Source organism: Parashewanella tropica (assembly GCF_004358445.1).
In the GTDB taxonomy this organism is placed as follows: Bacteria; Pseudomonadota; Gammaproteobacteria; order Enterobacterales; family Shewanellaceae; genus Parashewanella; species Parashewanella tropica.
Genome location: NZ_CP037951.1, coordinates 1,375,226 through 1,394,686, shown reverse-complemented (window position 1 = coordinate 1,394,686; position 19,461 = coordinate 1,375,226). Strand labels below are relative to the sequence as shown.

The 19,461-nt window shown below is 39.4% G+C and carries 14 protein-coding genes and 9 tRNA genes; 1 reads left to right on the top strand and 22 read right to left on the bottom strand.

Features of this window, described 5'->3' with window-relative positions:
• Nucleotides 1–131: 131 nt before the first annotated feature.
• Both E2H97_RS05930 and E2H97_RS05925 read right to left on the bottom strand, forming a co-directional pair.
• Entirely contained in the window at nt 132–3,284 is a 3,153-nt protein-coding gene (locus tag E2H97_RS05930) for an efflux RND transporter permease subunit (RefSeq protein ID WP_133406285.1), read from the bottom strand.
• 15 nt (nt 3,285–3,299) lie between these two features.
• Nucleotides 3,300–4,487 carry an efflux RND transporter periplasmic adaptor subunit gene (locus tag E2H97_RS05925; RefSeq protein ID WP_133406284.1) on the bottom strand — a complete coding sequence of 396 codons (1,188 nt, stop codon included), beginning with the start codon at nt 4,485–4,487 and terminating at the stop codon, nt 3,300–3,302.
• A gap of 532 nt (nt 4,488–5,019) precedes the next feature.
• Between E2H97_RS05925 and E2H97_RS05920 the strand changes: the two genes are divergently transcribed.
• Entirely contained in the window at nt 5,020–6,222 is a 1,203-nt protein-coding gene (locus E2H97_RS05920) for an MFS transporter (protein WP_133406283.1), read from the top strand.
• A gap of 55 nt (nt 6,223–6,277) precedes the next feature.
• Here E2H97_RS05920 and E2H97_RS05915 read toward each other — a convergent pair whose 3' ends face one another.
• The 20 genes from E2H97_RS05915 to E2H97_RS05820 all read right to left on the bottom strand — a co-directional run bounded on the left by E2H97_RS05915 (nt 6,278) and on the right by E2H97_RS05820 (nt 18,372).
• Complete coding sequence (locus E2H97_RS05915) at nt 6,278–6,805, bottom strand: fused DSP-PTPase phosphatase/NAD kinase-like protein (RefSeq protein WP_170308252.1); 528 nt, start codon at nt 6,803–6,805, stop codon at nt 6,278–6,280.
• Nucleotides 6,806–7,122: 317 nt separating this feature from the next.
• Nucleotides 7,123–7,683, bottom strand: coding sequence for a hypothetical protein (locus E2H97_RS05910; RefSeq protein ID WP_133406281.1), 561 nt, complete (start codon nt 7,681–7,683; stop codon nt 7,123–7,125).
• Nucleotides 7,684–7,876: 193 nt separating this feature from the next.
• A tRNA-Ala gene (locus E2H97_RS05905) sits at nt 7,877–7,952 on the bottom strand.
• Between the two features lie 181 nt (nt 7,953–8,133).
• Nucleotides 8,134–8,209 (bottom strand) — tRNA-Glu (locus tag E2H97_RS05900).
• Nucleotides 8,210–8,273: 64 nt separating this feature from the next.
• Nucleotides 8,274–8,349, bottom strand: a tRNA-Glu gene (locus tag E2H97_RS05895).
• Between the two features lie 63 nt (nt 8,350–8,412).
• Nucleotides 8,413–8,488 (bottom strand) — tRNA-Glu (locus tag E2H97_RS05890).
• Between the two features lie 63 nt (nt 8,489–8,551).
• Nucleotides 8,552–8,627, bottom strand: a tRNA-Glu gene (locus E2H97_RS05885).
• A gap of 63 nt (nt 8,628–8,690) precedes the next feature.
• Nucleotides 8,691–8,766 (bottom strand) — tRNA-Glu (locus E2H97_RS05880).
• Between the two features lie 63 nt (nt 8,767–8,829).
• Nucleotides 8,830–8,905 (bottom strand) — tRNA-Glu (locus tag E2H97_RS05875).
• A 63-nt stretch (nt 8,906–8,968) separates the two neighbouring features.
• A tRNA-Glu gene (locus E2H97_RS05870) sits at nt 8,969–9,044 on the bottom strand.
• A gap of 55 nt (nt 9,045–9,099) precedes the next feature.
• A tRNA-Ala gene (locus tag E2H97_RS05865) sits at nt 9,100–9,175 on the bottom strand.
• A 102-nt stretch (nt 9,176–9,277) separates the two neighbouring features.
• Nucleotides 9,278–10,687: a glutamate--tRNA ligase gene (gene gltX / locus E2H97_RS05860; protein ID WP_133406280.1), complete on the bottom strand. Its 1,410-nt coding sequence runs from the start codon at nt 10,685–10,687 to the stop codon at nt 9,278–9,280.
• A gap of 229 nt (nt 10,688–10,916) precedes the next feature.
• Nucleotides 10,917–11,918, bottom strand: coding sequence for an NAD-dependent epimerase (locus tag E2H97_RS05855; protein ID WP_133406279.1), 1,002 nt, complete (start codon nt 11,916–11,918; stop codon nt 10,917–10,919).
• A 158-nt stretch (nt 11,919–12,076) separates the two neighbouring features.
• Complete coding sequence (locus tag E2H97_RS05850) at nt 12,077–13,243, bottom strand: nucleotide sugar dehydrogenase (protein WP_133406278.1); 1,167 nt, start codon at nt 13,241–13,243, stop codon at nt 12,077–12,079.
• A gap of 74 nt (nt 13,244–13,317) precedes the next feature.
• Nucleotides 13,318–13,635: a hypothetical protein gene (locus E2H97_RS05845; protein WP_133406277.1), complete on the bottom strand. Its 318-nt coding sequence runs from the start codon at nt 13,633–13,635 to the stop codon at nt 13,318–13,320.
• A gap of 306 nt (nt 13,636–13,941) precedes the next feature.
• On the bottom strand, nt 13,942–16,095 hold the full coding sequence (locus E2H97_RS05840) for a YjbH domain-containing protein (RefSeq protein ID WP_133406276.1): 2,154 nt from the start codon (nt 16,093–16,095) through the stop codon (nt 13,942–13,944).
• A 44-nt stretch (nt 16,096–16,139) separates the two neighbouring features.
• Entirely contained in the window at nt 16,140–16,883 is a 744-nt protein-coding gene (locus E2H97_RS05835; protein WP_133406275.1) for a capsule biosynthesis GfcC family protein, read from the bottom strand.
• A gap of 4 nt (nt 16,884–16,887) precedes the next feature.
• Nucleotides 16,888–17,559: a YjbF family lipoprotein gene (locus E2H97_RS05830; protein ID WP_133406274.1), complete on the bottom strand. Its 672-nt coding sequence runs from the start codon at nt 17,557–17,559 to the stop codon at nt 16,888–16,890.
• Between the two features lie 307 nt (nt 17,560–17,866).
• A complete protein-coding gene (locus E2H97_RS05825; protein ID WP_246029061.1) occupies nt 17,867–18,073 on the bottom strand; it encodes a type II toxin-antitoxin system RelE/ParE family toxin in 207 nt (68 codons plus the stop codon).
• Between the two features lie 77 nt (nt 18,074–18,150).
• The gene (locus E2H97_RS05820; RefSeq protein ID WP_133406272.1) at nt 18,151–18,372 is read right to left on the bottom strand and encodes a TA system antitoxin ParD family protein; all 222 of its coding nucleotides are present in this window, start codon (nt 18,370–18,372) and stop codon (nt 18,151–18,153) included.
• Nucleotides 18,373–19,461 lie beyond the last annotated feature (1,089 nt).

Here is a 19,461-nt window from a genome sequence, read left to right as displayed (position 1 = left end):
GAAATCCTTTAGCTAAAAAGTAAGCTACAACATTTTCTTACTCAAGATTTCGAAATAGCTTATTAACTATAGTCACAACAAAAAGGGGAAGCAAAGCTTCCCCGATAGATAAACTGGATATCACCTATTCATTAACTCACTTGTAGTGAATCAATGCCTCGACGAACTAATCCTTTAATATCCTCAATAAACAAATAAATACAAGGTACAAGCACTAGAGTAACAACAGTAGCAAATAACACCCCATAGCCTAGTGATACCGCCATAGGGATCACCATTTTAGCCTGCATACTACTCGCGCTCATTATTGGTAATAGACCAATGAAAGTCGTTAATGAGGTAAGCAAAATAGGTCTGAAACGCTTTTTACCTGCATTCATTACCGCTTCCCGCATAGGTATGCCCTGCTGCCTCGTTTTGTTGATGTAATCAACCATAACTAAGGAGTCATTCACAACTACACCAGCCGCAGCGATAATACCAAACAAGGATAAAGCACTTAAATCAATCCCCATGATCATATGCCCAAGCACAGAACCAATGATCCCAAACGGAATAACCGACATGATCATAAATGGCTGAACATAAGATTTTAGCGGTATTGCAAGCAAGGTATAAATTACTAACAGAGATATCGCAAAATCACGAAGCTGAGTATTAGTACTGTCTATTTGTTCTTGAATATTACCAGCAAGCTCACTTTTAACACCTGGATATTTTTTTAGTAAGTTCGGTAAGAAGTTGTCACGAATATCCTTTGCAACTTTAAACGGTTCAACCACATCAGCATTAACAGCAGCCCATACACTTAGCGTACGGTTACCATTCTCGCGTCGAATACGGTTAACGCCATCCACCAGCTTAATTTCAGCGACTTCTGAAAGTGGTACTTCAGCACCTACAGGTGTTTTGATCAGAGTATCACCGACTTGAGCAATCGAATTACGTTGCTCTTCTGGATAGCGAATCATCACCTTGATCTCTTGCCCATTACGCAAGATACGTTGAGCTTCAAAGCCATAAAAACTGTAGCCAACTTGAGACGCAATCTCTCTCAAGGTCAACCCTAAAGCATAAGCTTGTGGTTTGAGTTCGAACTGGATTTCACGTGTACCTGATTGAGCACTGTCACCAACGTCACCTACACCTTCTAAACTGCGAAGTTTATCTGAAAGTTCATTAGCAGCCGCTCGTAACTGAGCTTCATCTTTTCCTTCTAGTCGGAAAGACACATCACCATCATCTCGACCTCCACCAAACAGGCTATCTCGAACTTTAAGTTCATCGACACTCGGAAGAACAGGGAAAGCATTACGCCATAAATCCGCTAACTCAAATGTGTCAATTGGACGCAACTCAGGGTCAACTAACTTAGCCATGATTCGAGCCTCAGTACGACCATTAAGTCTTACCTGAATATCTGAAATCATGCCTTGTCCATATTTGGCAACTAAATCACGTTCTACCTTCATTACCGCATCTTGAATCTTAAATGCGCCATCTAAAGTCGCTCTGTCTGATGCATCTTCATTCAGCTCTAAAGTGATTTCAGGGAAATCATGTGGCACTTTAGGTGTACCAATAAATCGAACAAATCCACCTTGAAACAAGCCAGCACAAATAATCATTACGCCTACGAAGCCAATAATGACACTATAACGATATTTTAGTGCGACTTTTAAACTTGGTTGATACACAGTACCAATGAACCATTTAAGGCCTGTGTTCACTTTATTTTGTAAGTAACCAATAATGTTACGTAACCAGTCAAGCGGATTTTTAGAGCCTGGCTGAACAACTTTAGGCGGTTTCATACCCGCTAAGTGAGCAGGCAAAATCAGCTTAGATTCCACCAAAGAGAACAACAAACACAGAATAACGACAAAGCCTATCGCTTGTCCGAAAGCGGAAGACGGCCCGTCATCAAGTGTAATCGGTAAAAAGGCGGCAATAGTCGTTAATACACCAAAGGTTGCAGGCATTGCTACGCGTTTTACACCACGAATAACGTTATCAAGTGACTGCCCTTTATCTTCACACTCTGCGTGCGCACTTTCACCCATTACAATGGCATCATCAACAACAATACCCAGCACCAGAATAAAGGCGAACAAACTAATAATATTAATAGTCACATCTATCATGCCCAATGGCATGAATAGTAATGTACCGAGGAAACAGACCGGCAAGCCCATCATTACCCAAAACGCTAACCGCACACGCAAAAATAATGCAAGGAGAAGGAATACTAAAATTGCCCCGCTTTTCATACTATCGAGCATGAGATTTAAGCGGCCTTCTAAGTAATAGGTCATATCAACCCAAGGTTCGAACTTCACTCCTTGAGGTAAGGATTTTTGCTTGTTATCAATGTACTGGTTAACGACTTTCGCTACATCTGTAATGGATTGATCACGCGAGGCTTTGATCCCAAAGGTAACGGCGTTTTCACCATTAAATTTGTTGTATTGAATGCCCTCTTGAAAGCCATCTATCACAGTAGCAACATCACCAAGTCTAATGTTGGTTCCATCAGCAAGCGTGATTAGTGGAATCTTCTCAAACTCATAACCCACATAGGCCTGATTTTCTACCCTTAAATTAATGTAACCATTAGATGTACGGATTTGACCCGCTGACATATTACGTGAATAGTTACGAATCGCATTTCCTACTTTTTCGAAGCTTAAGCCATATTCACGTAATTTATCTTTACTGACTTCAATCGAAACTTCATAACCAAGACCACTATGAAAATTAGCAATATTCACCAAAGGCAATGCCAATAGTTCATCATGGATCTTCTCACCTACTTCTTTGAGTTGACGGTGAGATAAGTCACCATACAAACTAATGTACATGACTTCTTGGGTGTATTTTTCACGGCTAATTTGTGGCTTTTCCATTGTTGCAGGAAAGCTAGAAATGGAATCTACTGCAGATTTTACTTCCTCAAGAACTTGCTGAGGATCGTAATCTTCTTCAAGCTGAATCCAGCCATTTGAACCACCACGACGTGAGTAGGTAATTACTCGCTTTAACCCTTGAACTGTCTCCAAAGCCTCTTCGACTTTAATGGTTATCCCCTCTTCTACTTCTTGAGGGGCAGCACCTGGATATGAGGCATTAAATGAGATCCAGTTACTTTCAACAGCTGGGAAAAACTGCTTACGAATGGTTCCTGCTGTTAGCAGGCCACCAATCAAAATAATGATCATCAGCAGATTTGCAGCCACACTATTTCGGGCAAACCAAGCAATGATGCCCTTATTGGTATCTATCATTGTGTATCCCTACCTTTATTGTTTTTCTGCTAATTGTGTATCTAATTCCAAGTCTTCATCTTGGCTTTTATTTTGATTGTCTTCAGGTAGTGCTAATTCCATACCTTCAAGTGGATACTCTAGTGACGAAGTAATTAATTTATCACCTGCATTCAAGCCTGTTGAAATAATGGCATTAGATCCAGACTCTCTTAATATCGTCACAGGAGCCAGCTTGAGTAGGCGGTTTTCACCTAATAATGCGACCTTACCTTCATCCACTAAATGGCGAGGTATAATGCTGACTTGACCGGCATTATCTCCAACGATATTGGCCGTTACATAAGAACCAAATTTTAGGGGAGCTTGTTGCGAGTTCAATCCGTAAGGATCGATAATTTGAGCAACCAAATAAGTCATGCGACTGTTTTTGTCTACCACACCTTCTGAGCGAATAATTTTTCCCTGCCAACTACGTGTTTCTCCAGCCAGCTGAGTATTAATTTGTACTTCAGCGTTTTGGCCTTGATTACTTAAAAAACGCAGCTCTTTATCTGCTACAGGTAAGCGAATTTCAGCGGTTTCGACGCTGATAATTTTACCTAGTGGTGTTCCTGAATTAACAAATGAACCTAAACCAATATTGCGCCCTTCAATTAAAGCGTCATATGGCGCACGAATAACCGTTCTTTCGAAGTTACGCTTTGCACGCTTCAATTTAGCTTGGGCTGACTTTAATCTTGCTAGCTCTTGGGCTAATTGTGGCTTACGCAAACTCAGCTCTGTTGGTGTGCCATTGGTAATACGTGCCCACTCACGCTCTGCTACTTTTCCTTGGGCTTTTTCTTGGATCAATGCAGACTGAGCATTAGCCACAGAAGCTTGAGCTTCAATGAGTGAAGCCTCGTAATCAATAGGATCAACTTTAGCCAGTACGTCACCTTTACGAACAAAACCACCACGTACAAAAGCATCTGATATATACAAAACCTCACCAGAAACTTGAGCGACTAGTTCAGTTTCATACTTTCCAGTTACCACACCATACGAGTTTACGTTATGGGTATAACTTACAGGCTCAATGACTTCGATAGCGACAATTGGTCGTGTATCAATTTCTTCTTTTTCTTTCGGTGGTTTTTTCATTGCGGAAAAACCAACGGCCGCAGCAACAGCGCCGACTAATACGACAATAGGTAAAATAATTTGTTTTGGGCTCGCCACTCTACAATCCTCTCACAATTAGTCCTTCTTATCTCATTGAGCAATCACTTGCCTTAATGAGCCTGAATTTCCCTAACTTAATACTGATATACTCGTGATACTTGAAGATGCAACTTTCAGGGCTTGTTCAGCGTTGCATTATTCTAGGCGTGAAAGTGCAGAACTAGCGGGCTAATTTAAGCTTTCACAACAAAGAAGAATCAATGCTGAAAAGCCCACGTAGTGCGAGCTTACTTGCCATTTATACTGCGTTACTTCCCCTTGTAATAGAATAACTATTACTACAAGTAAGTGCCTTGCCTAAATGGCAATTAATTCTCGCTGAAATCCTGCATCTTCAAGTATCACGAGTATAGTTTTTATTATGGACATTATAATAAGCAATAAAGTACTACATGAGTGTGATAAAGTGTTACGACCTGTTTCAAGTATTACAAATACTACCCCTTAATTAATAAACAATTTAATTTACATATTTACACTTCCGTGCCATAGTACGTTTCCTCATCAATTCTATATTCATAAAGTATCAATGGACAAAGAACTACAAGCCAAATCTATTTTAGGTGTGACATTATTCGTTACTCTACTTAGTGTGTCGGGTATTGCCTTGCCTTACCCTGTCCTTGCTCCCCTGTTTAATGAAGGCACAAGTCCATTAACACACTTTATGTCGCTTCCAAAAGAAATCTTATTTGGAGTCGTAATCGGCATTTATCCTCTTGGTGTCATTATTGGCTCCAGCGTTATCGGTGCCTATTCAGATAGATATGGTCGCAAGAAAGTGTTAACCCTCACTATGCTTGGCTGTAGCCTTAGTTATATGCTCACAGCTATAGCAGCGATATCTGGAAGTTTTGTACTGTTTGCTTTATCAAGGCTTCTCACGGGTTTATTTGAAGGCAATATCGCTATTGCACGAGCTATTGCCATTGATTTGCACCCAACGATAAACAAAACCAAAAGCTTGTCTTGGATAAGTGCAATGGGATTTGGAGGCTATTTAATTGGTCCACTAGCTGGAGGGCATTTAGCGCCATTTGGTATCGATGTATTGTTTCTTATCGCAGGGCTAGTTTGTTTTATTGCAACACTCTGCTGTCAATTACTACTGCCTAACTCTACCAATCAAGCGGTTGAACAAGAAGATAAAGGTTCAAGTTTAGTACTTTTAAAAGACAGTTCTTTACGTCAATTTTTTATTTTATATCTGTTCTTGATGCTTGGAATTAATATTTATTACGAGTTTTATCCTCTTTGGTTAGTAGAAAAATTTGCTTACAACCCAGCTCAGATTGGCTGGGCCACGGTATTAATTACCAGCTGCATGATCTTCAGCAGCACAATGTTGAATAGTCGAATCGAAAAGCGCATGACAACGGCTCAAGCTGGATTGATAGGTATGCTTTTAGTTACTACAGCTCTATTTTTAGTTCCTGTTACTTCTCAACAAAGCTATTGGATCACGTTCGCGTTAGTTGGCTTTGGTGTGGGAATTTATAACGGATTTTTGACCAGTTATATTTCTACAGCCTATGAACATAAGGCTCAGGGACAATTGATGGGAATGCTAGTTACTATTTTTTGCGTCGGTAACTTAATTGCGGCTGGAATAGGAAGCGTGATCTCATTAATTCAAGTTAGCTATTCAATATGGGCCGCAGCATTCTGCATAGGTGCGGCATCACTACTTTTCTTTAGAGGTCACTTTAAGCTGTCGCTTTGGGAAAAGTAACGAAACAGCCACTAGCTTATCCAACCCTAAACTAGTGGCTTTATGTTTTAAAAAGTTATTTATTCATTGTTGAAAACTTACTTCTTACCAAAGGTTCTAATCGAGTTAATCCCCATTGCTTTCCTTTTGAAATAGCCGCCTCAGAGTTATGACCATTACTTTGGTATGACTCTATGGCTTTTAAAGCTCCAACACGGTTACCAGAAGCACAATGGACATACACGCCTTTACTAGATAGTTTTAATAGCTTTTGAGATAACTCTTGAGCTTTCTCTACCGAGATATCTTTAGCGCCCGCAACAGGGATTGAAATATAATTCAAACCGATAGACTCTACAAACTGCTTTTCATCCCAGCTTTGTTCTGAGATAGGTCGTAAATTAATGATATTCATTATACCTGCCGCTTTTAAGCCTTTTAACTGAGCCTTAGTCGGTTGGCCTCCGGTATATATTTTTTCTTGAGGATGTTTCAGCTTTTTTAAACCTAATTGTGCAACATTGGCATTATTGATATTTGCACTACACGCTGTAGTAAGAACAACAAAAAAGAGTGCCAATGTTTTTATGCAAGCTTTAATCATATTAAGCGTCCTTTTTAAATTAGATTTTACTAATATAAACTGTCTAAATAGAAAATAGCAGCTAATAATCAAATTAAAATTCGATTTGGGTGCCTGAGATATTGGACAGCTTAGGGGCCACTTAACCATGCCCTTGTGAAGTTACCTTTCCATCAATGTTCACCAATTCCACCTCTTCGTATTTACAAAAAGCCCGTACCTAGTTGCGTCTCAAGACTTTTTTAATTCAGGAATGCGCATAAAAAGCTGTATTAGGCTAAAACAGTTAAATTCAATTACAGTTTAAAACGAATTTTCAACATACTGTTCTATCGCAACTAAAAACGGCGATCTTCGACTAAGTTCCACTTAGGAGCATAATGACGAAGGTATTCATTGGTTCGGCCTCTAATTTTAGCCGATGAAAAATCAGGATTGCCAAGTTCTGAGAACCCTTCGTTATTTGCCTGAAAATCCAACTTGTTTAATTCACCTGTGTATTTTTGTAAAAACTGCTGAAACAATTCACAGACTAATTCTTGACTGAGTACATTTTCAATTGCCTGTTCAGTTTTTTTATTTCTAGATAGGCAATACCGCCCCCTAACTTGTAATTTATAACCCGACATGGGATCACCATCAGTTTCATAAGCTACTTTATCTGCATAAAAATACTGATATTCAGGTGTATCATTTGCACCATTGATAGAATTGCACTTGAGCGTCACTCGAAAAGGTATGTTTCTTACCTCAATTAAGCATACCGATTTAGGGTCTTGGTAGTCTTTAGCACAACTTAAATACTTAACTGTCGATACCGCATCTTCCGCTGCGGTTGGACTTGATAAAAAGCAACAAACCGCAGGTTCCAAGTAACCATATTCAATAACAGTACTCATAATCCAAAAACACTTTCAAAAAATATTGAATCTAACAATTACAGTGAGTTAGCTGGAATTTCAAACTTATTTTTGTTTTTGTCAGTTTTGTTAAAGATGTAAATTGAAATTTTATGTTCGACCCAATAAAAGACTGGGCTGATAAATGTGTTATTAAATTCAGATACAAAAAAACCACCTTAATGGTGGTTATTGGTGGAGCTAGACGGGATCGAACCGTCGACCTCTTGCATGCCATGCAAGCGCTCTCCCAGCTGAGCTATAGCCCCATATAAGAGAAGCAATAATACTTAACTTGGCGAGTAATAACAACAACTTGCTATTATCATAGACTCATTTGGAATTTTCCAAATAAATTGATATCTGTTTCCAGATTTTAACTTATAATCTCACGATTATAGGAATGGGTATCTGTTCCAGATTCCATTTTACAACCAGAGTTATAAAAGGTGGTATCCCATAGGGGATTCGAACCCCTGTTACCGCCGTGAAAGGGCGGTGTCCTAGGCCTCTAGACGAATGGGACACAATAGGACTTAATAATTTTATTTAAACTCAAGATCATCAAATGAGCATCTAATTAAAGATAGTGGTATCCCATAGGGGATTCGAACCCCTGTTACCGCCGTGAAAGGGCGGTGTCCTAGGCCTCTAGACGAATGGGACACAATAGGACTAATAATTTTATTTAAACTCAAAATCATCAAATGAGCATCTAATTAAAGATAGTGGTATCCCATAGGGGATTCGAACCCCTGTTACCGCCGTGAAAGGGCGGTGTCCTAGGCCTCTAGACGAATGGGACACAATAGGACTAATAATTTTATTTAAACTCAAAACCATTAAATGAGCATCTAATTAAAGATAGTGGTATCCCATAGGGGATTCGAACCCCTGTTACCGCCGTGAAAGGGCGGTGTCCTAGGCCTCTAGACGAATGGGACACAATAGGACTAATAATTTTATTTAAACTCAAAATCATCAAATGAGCATCTAATTAAAGATAGTGGTATCCCATAGGGGATTCGAACCCCTGTTACCGCCGTGAAAGGGCGGTGTCCTAGGCCTCTAGACGAATGGGACACAATAGGACTAATAATTTTATTTAAACTCAAAACCATTAAATGAGCATCTAATTAAAGATAGTGGTATCCCATAGGGGATTCGAACCCCTGTTACCGCCGTGAAAGGGCGGTGTCCTAGGCCTCTAGACGAATGGGACACAATAGGACTAATAATTTTATTTAAACTCAAAACCATTAAATGAGCATCTAGTTAAAGATAGTGGTATCCCATAGGGGATTCGAACCCCTGTTACCGCCGTGAAAGGGCGGTGTCCTAGGCCTCTAGACGAATGGGACACAATAGGACTTTGCTTTTGTCGTTCATGCTAGGCATTAGGACAAGATTAAGAATTGGTGGAGCTAGACGGGATCGAACCGTCGACCTCTTGCATGCCATGCAAGCGCTCTCCCAGCTGAGCTATAGCCCCGAAATCCTTAATTACATTTAAGTACACTGCGACTTAGGTCACCCTGTGTCTCAACTGCGAGGCGCATTCTATGCAGCGTACCCAAATGTGTCAACACGTTTTTTAGGAATTAAGCCTGTTTGCTATAAATTCAACCGCTTTATCGATTCGTTGACCACAACGCTCTTGACCAATCAGGTATAAAGTAACGTCTAATGATGGGGACTGCCCCGCTCCGGTCACGGCTACACGCAATGGCATCCCTACTTTGCCCATACCCACTTCTAGCTCTGCTGCCGTATCTTGAATGGCTTGGTGAATCGCTTCTGGCGTCCATTCAGTTAAAGCTGCTACTTTTTCTTTCACAAGCTTTAGTGGCTCAAGTGCAACACCACGTAAATGTTTCTTCGCCGCAGCTTCATCAAAGCTTTCATAATCTTCGTAAAAATAACGGCTAGACTCAGCAAGCTCTTTTAATGTCTTTGCACGTTCAGATAAAGCGGTAACCACTTTAGACAGCTCAGGACCATTCGACATATCAATGTTTTGATCCATCATGTGCCAAGTAAGGTGCTCAGCCACATATTCAGGCGCTAAGGACTTGATGTAGTGTTGGTTCAACCACTGAAGCTTTTCAGTGTTAAATGCCGAAGCCGCTTTATTAATGGCGTCTAAAGAGAACAACTCTTTCATTTCATCAATAGAGAACACTTCTTGATCACCATGAGACCAACCTAAACGAACTAGGTAATTCAGTAGCGCTTCAGGCAAGTAACCGTCATCACGATATTGCATTACGCTAACCGCACCATGACGCTTTGAAAGCTTGGCACCATCATCACCAAGAATCATTGCAACGTGTGCATACTCAGGAATGGGCGCATTTAGCGCTTTTAATACGTTAATTTGCTTAGGTGTGTTGTTGATGTGATCTTCACCACGTACAACACAAGTGATCCCCATATCCCAATCATCGACAACAACACAGAAGTTATAAGTTGGTGTGCCATCACTACGAGCAATAATAAAATCATCCAGTTCTTCATTAGAGATTTCGATACGACCACGAACATGATCATCAAACACTACATTGCCTGATTGAGGATTTTTGAAGCGAATAACAAACTCTTCATCGGTATCACGAGGCGCTTGATCACGACAATGACCATCGTAACCTTGGCGCTCACCTTTTTCCGCTTGCTCTTCTCTGAGCTTTTCAACACGTTCGCGTGAGCAATAACATTTATAAGCATTGCCCTCTTTTAACATTTGTTCGATGACTTCGTTATAACGGTCAAAACGCTTGGTTTGATAGTGCGGCCCTTCATCCCAATTCAAACCAAGCCAATCCATACCTAATAAGATGGCATCGCAAGCTTCTTGGGTTGAACGTTCAATATCGGTATCTTCAATACGCAGAACAAACTCACCCTTGTTCGCTTTCGCATATAGCCATGAATATAACGCGGTACGAGCACCACCTACATGAAGAAAGCCTGTAGGACTTGGCGCAAAACGTGTCTTAACTGTCATAATGGACACTAACCTTAAAATCTAATTGATAAAAGTGGCGTTATTCTATACCTGAGAGTATTGAGGTGCAATTTAGATAGAGGATTTCAAAAGGAGTTTAATTCATTGCAAACACAATAAATCGTATAAACTTGACTCATCGGCTGTTTGGCACTCAATGTGAACGGATTTATGATTCGCTCACACTAAGCACTGAGTCAGATAAAGAGGCTTAACTATCGCTACAACCTTATTTGTAAAACTCTTTATACCAACTCACTAAATCAGCGATCCCTTCTTTAAGGGAAACTTGTGGGCGGTAGCCCGTGACTTCAAATAGGTCCTGCGTATCAGCAAAAGTACGGTACACATCACCGGGTTGCATTGTTCTAAAGTTCTTTTTCGCTTCAACGCCAAGCTCTTGTTCAAGTGTTTCTATAAATTCCATTAGATTCACAGGCGAGCCGTGACCAATATTATAAATGGCATAAGGCGCAGAACTTGATGCTGGCGTCCCCTCTTCTACTGTCCAGTTGTTATTTCGACTTGGAATAACATCAGCAATACGAACAACACCTTCGACAATATCTTTAACATGGGTAAAGTCGCGCCACATGTCACCATTATTATTGATATCAATTGTCTCACCATTAAGGATTTTTTTGGTAAAGATATAAGGTGCCATATCTGGCCTTCCCCACGCACCATAGACAGTGAAGAAGCGTAAACCGGTCGTTGGTATATCATAAAGGTGAGAGTAACTGTGCGCCATCAGCTCATTCGATTTTTTGGTTGCTGCGTATAATGAGATAGGATGATCGACAGAATCTGAAGTTTGAAATGGAACTTTATTATTCAATCCGTAAACTGAACTTGAAGAAGCGTACACCAAATGCTCAACCTTGGTATTACGACAACCTTCTAATATCGATAAATACCCCGTTAAATTAGATTCTGAATAAGCAAAAGGGTTTTCTAAAGAGTATCTCACTCCCGCTTGTGCGGCCAAGTGGATTACACGATTAAAGTTCTCTTGGATAAACAAAGAAGCAATGGCTTCTTTATCTGCAATATCAAGTTTCATGAATCTAAAGTTTTCATGTTTGATATTTTCTAGACGAGCCAACTTTAAATCAACATCATAATAATCATTAAGATTATCGATACCTACGACTTGATGTCCTAAATCAGTTAGCTTTGCAACAACAGCGCTACCGATAAAACCTGCTGCGCCCGTTACTAAATATTTCATAAATCTATCTCAATCAAAACGATGAGGTGATCTTAAGCGCATACCTAAAATTCCACAAGTTCGTATATTAGATTGAAAATATTATCTTGATGTTGTCTTCCCGATAGCAACTATCGGGGAAGTGGAGAGCGTAAAGAAATCAATCTTGCTTCAGATATTTAGTCTGCACCAAACAAGTCTCGTGTATACACTTTGTCTTCGACATCTATAAGATCGTCGACCATTCGATTGGCAACGATGACATCGCACTCTTGCTTAAATGTAATTAAATCTTTTACAACTTCAGAGTTAAAAAAGTGCTTTTCTTCTAATACAGGCTCATAAACGACAACTTCAATTCCCTTCGCCTTTAATCTTTTCATAATGCCTTGAATTGATGACGCTCTAAAGTTATCCGAGCCCGTTTTCATGATTAATCGATAAATTCCGACCTTTTTGGGGTTTCTTTTAATAATTGAGTCGGCAATAAAGTCTTTGCGAGTGCGATTTGCATCAACAATGGCACCAATAATATTGTTTGGCACTTCTTTATAGTTAGCGAGTAATTGCTTGGTGTCCTTAGGTAAGCAATATCCGCCATACCCAAAAGAAGGATTGTTGTAATGTGAACCAATACGGGGATCTAACCCTACACCTTCGATTATCTGACGACTGTCTAGACCATGAGCTTCAGCATAAGAATCTAACTCATTAAAATATGCCACTCGCATCGCCAGATAAGTATTCGAGAACAATTTAACGGCTTCAGCTTCAGTAGAGTCTGTGAACAAAACAGGAATATCGTTTTTTTCTGCTCCATCCACTAACAACTGTGCAAATACTCGTGCCCTCTCGGAATCTTCACCGACAATAATTCTTGAAGGATGTAAATTATCGTATAGCGCTTTACCTTCACGTAAAAACTCAGGGGAAAAAAGTACGTTATCAGTGTGATACTTTTGCTTTATACGCTGAGTATAACCAACAGGAACGGTTGATTTAATTACCATCATTGCGTTGGGGTTAAGAGCTATAACGGATTCAATCACAGCTTCAACAGAGCGAGTATTGAAATAATTCGTATCAGGGTCATAATCGGTAGGCGTAGCAATAATCACGACCTCTGCACCAATGAAGGCTTGTTGCTCATCTATGGTAGCAACTAAATTTAGCGACTTATTGGTTAAAAAATCTTGTATATCTTTATCTAAAATCGGTGATTGTTTTCGGTTTACTTTATCTACTTTGTTAGCATCGATATCTAACGCAATCACTTCATTGTCTTGAGCAAGCAATACCGCATTTGATAAGCCGACATACCCAATTCCCACAACACATATTTTCATAGACGCAGCTTCATAATGTTGAAAAGGCCGAGTATAAACTAAAAATACTGCAATGCTGTTGCAATTTAACGAATTTAGTTGGCAACTGGTGATGAAATTGTCGTAGTGGTATTTGTATCACTATTATCAACCGCTACAGCAACACCAACAAACACCGCAGTGGTAATCGCAACTGTTGATATTGTGATGCTGCCTACAGCCGCTGAAGATGCAACAGAAGCTGAGCCCGTAGTTGACCCCGTTTGGGCAGGAATAGAAACCTGACTTACTAATGAAGGAGCAATATTTTTGTTGCTTAATGGAATATTATTTTGTGTGGTCGTGGCGAATAAATCTTTTGAGGTAAGCAGTACAAAGAAAAGCAATACAATTTGAATAATGATTTTTTTCATTTTTAATAACTCCTTTTAAGCACTGTTTTTGGTGTAAAAAAAAGCGCTAATGAACTGTAAATACACAGTATAGAGTTAAGCTTAATTTAGAAATAAATCAAAAAACTGCGAAATAAACAAAGTCCTAAATTCATACTGTCCAGTGAGTTAAGGTGCTAAAAATAGGAAATGAGTAAGGCGTATCAAAGGTATTACTACTGAACGATATTGAATAAGAAACTTGCAGAACACAAGATTCTAAGAAAGGCTTGTCTAAAGTTTTAGGTTACAAAATCAAAATTCTGCAACCTAAGACTTGATATTTGTTTATTTAGTAAACCACGGCGATCGAGCATCGGTCATTTTATACAAAGAGTATTTACGACTTAGCATACTGCCACCATCTCGTTGTAGCGGTAACCACGAAATGCCGACTCGCTCAGTGCTAGGCTTCACAGTCATTAAATCAAACGGAATTGAGATATAAAAGCCTTTGGTAAAACTTCCTTCACCAAACTCTTGAGCTGATAGATTGGTTTTAGTCGCAAACGCCCCTGCAATCACACCATTGTCAAAGCGCTTTGAAAAGTCGACCGTAAATCCATGATCTTCAGTTAAGTAACGACCATAGCTTACTTTAAGTAACGTATTATCAATTAACGACCAAAACTTAGGTTGATAATAAAAGGTTGCATTCCCTGTCACAGAACCAGTTTGAACTCGGTAATTACGACCTACCTGTTTATCAAAATGCACTTCTTTATCAAACAAACCTAAAATCGCATTAGGATCTCGTTGTTTAACATAGTTAGCATCGATACCAAACGCCCAGTTTTTATTGAGAGGACGATATAACACTTCAGTGCCCGCACCTGCAAACTGACTTTCTAAGTAACCACCATAAGCTTGAGCATAAAAGTTATCGGATAACTTATCAAAATACGTTAACTGTAAATTACTTAGCCAAACACGGTTCTCAATATATTGTCTTGTTAAAGTACGAACTCTTTTAAGATCCGTGCCATCGGGTGGCACAGTGTATTTAAATTTATCGTAGTTATTGAAAATATTACCGTATAAGCTACCTGACACTAACCAGTTATCACCCAGTTTATAGCTGGCATCTGCACTTACCCCAAGGGCAAACATATAAAAGCCTTCAGAGCCACCAAACGATTGTTGAAGTACGGGAGCTAAGCCAACGCTCCAAGGTTTTCCACTTTTGGCTTTTAATTCACCTGTTACTGGCTCAGGGTTCTGCTCAGACGTCGCATCGTCAAAGTAAGCTCCGAGGTAATCATTGGTAGCCACTTTGGCAAATGATTTAGAATTTACTTTAGTTTCGGTCAATGGCTGACCTTTATTCGTCTCAACTAAGCGATATTGCTTAGCTTTTAACCCAGTATTGGCAATTAAAATCGCCGCACGCTCTTCGGCCTCAGCACGATTTCGATATTTCTTTTGTTCGCCAACAACAACGACTTCATCCTTGCCTTTATAGACTTTGGCATTGTAATAGCCAGCATTTTCTGCAAGTTCACTGGTGAGGTTTTGCCACTGTTTATCAGATAGATTTGAAACAGGTTTCTTTGGCTTGTATTTAGGCTTAGGCTTATCTACCCATGTAGGAGAAAGTTTGGCAACATTGGTACCAATCGTAATACCGGCGGTAATGGTATTTCCACGTTCGTAGCTGACACGTAAATCGGCCCAGTCAGTCAATGAATATACGAAACCGATGTTCCATGGGGTTGATACTGTCATCGGGGTATCACCACGAACACGAGGGAAATCACTTCGATAATCATTGCCATCATATTCAAGTTTTAAGCGTAATGGCTTATAGGGAGTTTGGTATTCAATACCACCGTAGAGGGAAGCACAACCACGGAACATACGGTCAAATTGGACTTCACCGCCTTTACCCGATGTTGCCGTATTTCGGCCACAGTCAACGCCTAAATTTTTATCACCAATGATGTTGCCACGGTTACCCATATAACCCCAAGCAACCCCAAGGGTAAAATCAAGCGGACCATAGCGTTTATTGGCAGCAATAAACTCACCATCAAAAAGTCCTGTACCACCAATATCTCTAAAACCGACTGAAACTTGCGGCAACCAATAGCTTTCTTCCCACAATCGAAATTTGGCATCAATGGATTTATCAGTATATTTTGTGCGACCACTAAAATTTGGGTCACCACTGTAAAGTAGCTCATGAACTTGCGTGTATCTTAGCGTTGTCTCAAACCACGGGAACAACTGCAAGGTTGCCGCATATTGAATATAATCATGGTTATTGGTGATCCCAAAGCGCAAGTCACCTTCTTTCATCATTCTGGCGGTAGGCATTTGCATTAAGCCAACACCACCAAAATCCGTTTGCGAATGGGTTAACTGAGGGTATGAATATTCATCAGCCAGCGCAGTAACCGAAGTTAAAGCCAATAAAGGGAAATACCATTTAAGTTTCATCATAATTCTTTTGTATCTAAGCTGTTACTTTAATTTCAGGGTGGCTGTTAAATTCTATTTTTCAGGAGTTCTATTACTGCTTTGTCTAGAGCAGAATCTGCTGACACAAAAGGCACGTAAATTATCGCACCAGGTGCCACTTCCTGAAAATCACTATTCCAATACGCTACCTGGTGTTTCTGTATAACGCCATCAGGTTGAATAACAATCACCGAAGAAGTATTTGTATTCAATAAATTGGCTTGATGAATGTATGACAAGGCATCAGTTCTTGATTGCCATTCAACATTCTTATTGTGATTAACCGCACCAACCACCAAGACTTTTTGAGGTGTATGTTTTACAGAAAGTAACCACTTACCATCAATTTTGGGGTTTCCCTTTTCTGACAAACGAATAAAGTCTGGATCTAAGTCAATAAATTCACGCTTGGCAAAATTCATCTCTTTAAGTTTCGCCACGAGTGCTAGCACCGCTTTATGTTCTTTATCAGAGGAGTTAACTGCACTAAACTCAAGATCCGATATAACTTTATCTTTACTGACAAAGGGCTTAGAGAGATCAAAAAAGCCAGAAGCTCCCCAATCCACATTTATCATGGACTGCTTGCTGAACTTCAAAGAATTGATCACCAAACTATCGAGCCTAGGACGCTCATTAAACGATAAGGATTGAACCGGCTTACCATTAACATTGACTTGAACTACTGCAATCGAATTAGCGACAGCGCCATAACTCGCGAACAAACAAGCCACCAGTAACCAATAACATTTTTTCAATTGATATTTCATATTGTTAACCACCAAACGACTTGCCTATTGTCAATTCAAACCTCTGCATACCCGGTGCGGGTATTTGCGAACTTGCAATCACTTCACCAGTTTTAGGGGCTATCCAATAATCGTTGTTATAACTCAAAGATAATTTAGGCACCGAGACTTTCTCGATAACGTGCAAGGTTTCTTTCAAACCAGAAGGCAATTGTTTAATCACTTTGCCTTTTAAAATAAAGCGAGATTCAGCCTGATAAGCGAAATGATAACCAGGTTGCCAACTGATCTGATATCGCCAGAAACGAGGAGTAGAGTCTAAGTGAAGTCCCAAAGAAAGCGGATCGGGCTTATTCGAATGAACTGAAACAAGGTTTTCATTCGGTAATTTGAGGGTTTTGGTAATACGACCTGATTCGGTCATCAGCATTTCTTTTGAAGAAGACAACCATTTCAAGGCGGGATGCCCTTTGGTATGCCCCTCTTCGGCCCAAGCCAATACCATTAATGCAGCAGGGTTTTCGCCTTGCTTGACGTAAAGGCTCGCATACGGAGATGCCACTACTTTCGCATGATCAATTTTAGTCTGCTCTTTGCCAAAAACAGCCAATTTGAAGGTATCAGTAAAATGTTGAGTATTGTTAGAACAACCAGATAAAAACAGAGTTGATAAAACAAGCACAGAAAGAAAACGCATTATCAATGCCTTTTGTTGAGTTCATCCATAATTGATGGCGAACACTTTATAAGATTAACAATATGAAGTCATTAAGTTTTACTATATGTGAGCCTTAATTTTATACGCTTAAACTTATACAAAAGTTTCCATAACACGTATATTTGCATGAGAGATGCTAACTTAAGATGTAGCTAAATGCCAATAGACATAAATTATCTGACTAGATGTATCGCAGAAATATTTAGAGTAGATATCCTTTAAAAGATACTGAACCTTTGATCGTCAGCCGCCTGATTTAATGTCAATGGTTAACAGGCTCAGTAAATTAGAATCGTTGTTTTAAATCTCGATTAAAGTTTTCATGAGAACCAAGAGCAATAAGTTCCAGCACCAAGGCACTATCTTGGTAGCTATAACCTAGTAAAGTTAACTGACTTACCATTTTAAATTTATAAACTCTTAAAAATGATAAATTTCCTTTTTTCAATTCACCTAGGCAAGGCGCATCCATCATGCTTCTTAATCGCCGCATCAAGATCTTGCTTTTGATTTTTATGCAGCTTTTTAACTGTTTTTTTAAACGACGCTGTCTGCAGTACCGTTGTGATTTTAACCAAAGCTATAGCTCTCTAATTTTCCGGCTTCTGTTTCCGCTTGAGCAATAATGGCTTGTTTTATAAACTCATAGGGTAAATCAGGATTATCTTCCATCATTTGTCCAATTTTAGCCCAGTGTTCAATTTGTTTAGGCGTCGTACGATGAAAAGCTTTTGCCATTATCGTTGCACTTTCAATCAGACTTTGATCAAGCCTTACGCTTGCTGTTGGCATAATATTCTCCGTTAGATAAATACACTACCACAGTGTGGCATCACGCTACAATTGATGCAAAAAGCTACAATCAACATTTGTAGTCAATAAGTTAATAACGTTGGGAAATCTGTCATTTTACTTTAATTCGATCCTAACAACACTGAGCAAAAATTTTTGGTTACCTGAAACTTTTTTCTTATAGGTCGGCCTATTAGTCGCTTTTCGCTGGGGATATCTATAAGCCTGCATAAACGCTATCATCGAAGCGCTTACCTCTTTAATTGATGAGACAGAATATGATGCTCAATATTGTCATTGAGACACAATGGCAAAATAGATGATTGAGCGGTCATGACAATCTAAGTACGGTGATGCTGTTAAGGTAAATTTATTATTAAAGAATAAAGACGGAAACTCTGGAGAGCCGAAAGATTGGTTTACTCGTTCGCGTAAATATCATAGAGCCTGAGATAGCTTCTCGATTAGAGCTCGTACACAAGTATGCATTGAATCTCGGAAGCAATTTATTGTTGATACATGGGGAGCCTACATAAGTATCATACCGAACGAAACACGTTACTGGACATTTTAAAGCTTGGATTTTTGATGGTGATTCTGACAGTCTATTTTTAGATCCATTAATTTTATACTGCATGTAAATCACGTGGAAAAAGGTACTAAGAAATGGTCATATGAGGATGTTAGTCACCTATAGTAAGTAAGTCATTTTTACTCTGTAACAATCTATCTATGTCAAAGTATCACATTTGGTGCACTGATATATTGATCGACACATTTCTGATAATCCTTTTTAAAAAGAGTGAGATTATTTGAAAAAGCTTTTTGCAATGGTTGAAACTCTTGTGTAATCCAATTTTTTGTCATAGGGGTGTTCAAGAAAGTTATTCAGTCATAATATGTTGGGTTCATCATCGATATCCCTCATTTTTTTCATTTAGGCCGTTATTAAGCCTTTTACTACACCCTTCATTTGAAAGATATTCTTTTTCTTGCACCTCTTTTTTGGCAACAGTCTCGGGCTTTGAAGCCCAACGATACGAAAACCTATGCTAAGGAAAAAAGTTTGTAAAAATTGTACTTACTTTC

Bases quoted from the DNA above. Each gene is read 5' to 3' on its own strand.
- E2H97_RS05930 (WP_133406285.1), bottom strand. From the start codon at position 3,284: ATGATAGATACCAATAAGGGCATCATTGCTTGGTTTGCCCGAAATAGT.
- E2H97_RS05920 (WP_133406283.1), top strand. From the start codon at position 5,020: ATGGACAAAGAACTACAAGCCAAATCTATTTTAGGTGTGACATTATTC.
- E2H97_RS05915 (WP_170308252.1), bottom strand. From the start codon at position 6,805: ATGATTAAAGCTTGCATAAAAACATTGGCACTCTTTTTTGTTGTTCTT.
- E2H97_RS05910 (WP_133406281.1), bottom strand. From the start codon at position 7,683: ATGAGTACTGTTATTGAATATGGTTACTTGGAACCTGCGGTTTGTTGC.
- gltX (WP_133406280.1), bottom strand. From the start codon at position 10,687: ATGACAGTTAAGACACGTTTTGCGCCAAGTCCTACAGGCTTTCTTCAT.
- E2H97_RS05855 (WP_133406279.1), bottom strand. From the start codon at position 11,918: ATGAAATATTTAGTAACGGGCGCAGCAGGTTTTATCGGTAGCGCTGTT.
- E2H97_RS05850 (WP_133406278.1), bottom strand. From the start codon at position 13,243: ATGAAAATATGTGTTGTGGGAATTGGGTATGTCGGCTTATCAAATGCG.
- E2H97_RS05845 (WP_133406277.1), bottom strand. From the start codon at position 13,635: ATGAAAAAAATCATTATTCAAATTGTATTGCTTTTCTTTGTACTGCTT.
- E2H97_RS05840 (WP_133406276.1), bottom strand. From the start codon at position 16,095: ATGATGAAACTTAAATGGTATTTCCCTTTATTGGCTTTAACTTCGGTT.
- E2H97_RS05835 (WP_133406275.1), bottom strand. From the start codon at position 16,883: ATGAAATATCAATTGAAAAAATGTTATTGGTTACTGGTGGCTTGTTTG.
- E2H97_RS05830 (WP_133406274.1), bottom strand. From the start codon at position 17,559: ATGCGTTTTCTTTCTGTGCTTGTTTTATCAACTCTGTTTTTATCTGGT.
- E2H97_RS05825 (WP_246029061.1), bottom strand. From the start codon at position 18,073: ATGCGGCGATTAAGAAGCATGATGGATGCGCCTTGCCTAGGTGAATTG.
- E2H97_RS05820 (WP_133406272.1), bottom strand. From the start codon at position 18,372: ATGCCAACAGCAAGCGTAAGGCTTGATCAAAGTCTGATTGAAAGTGCA.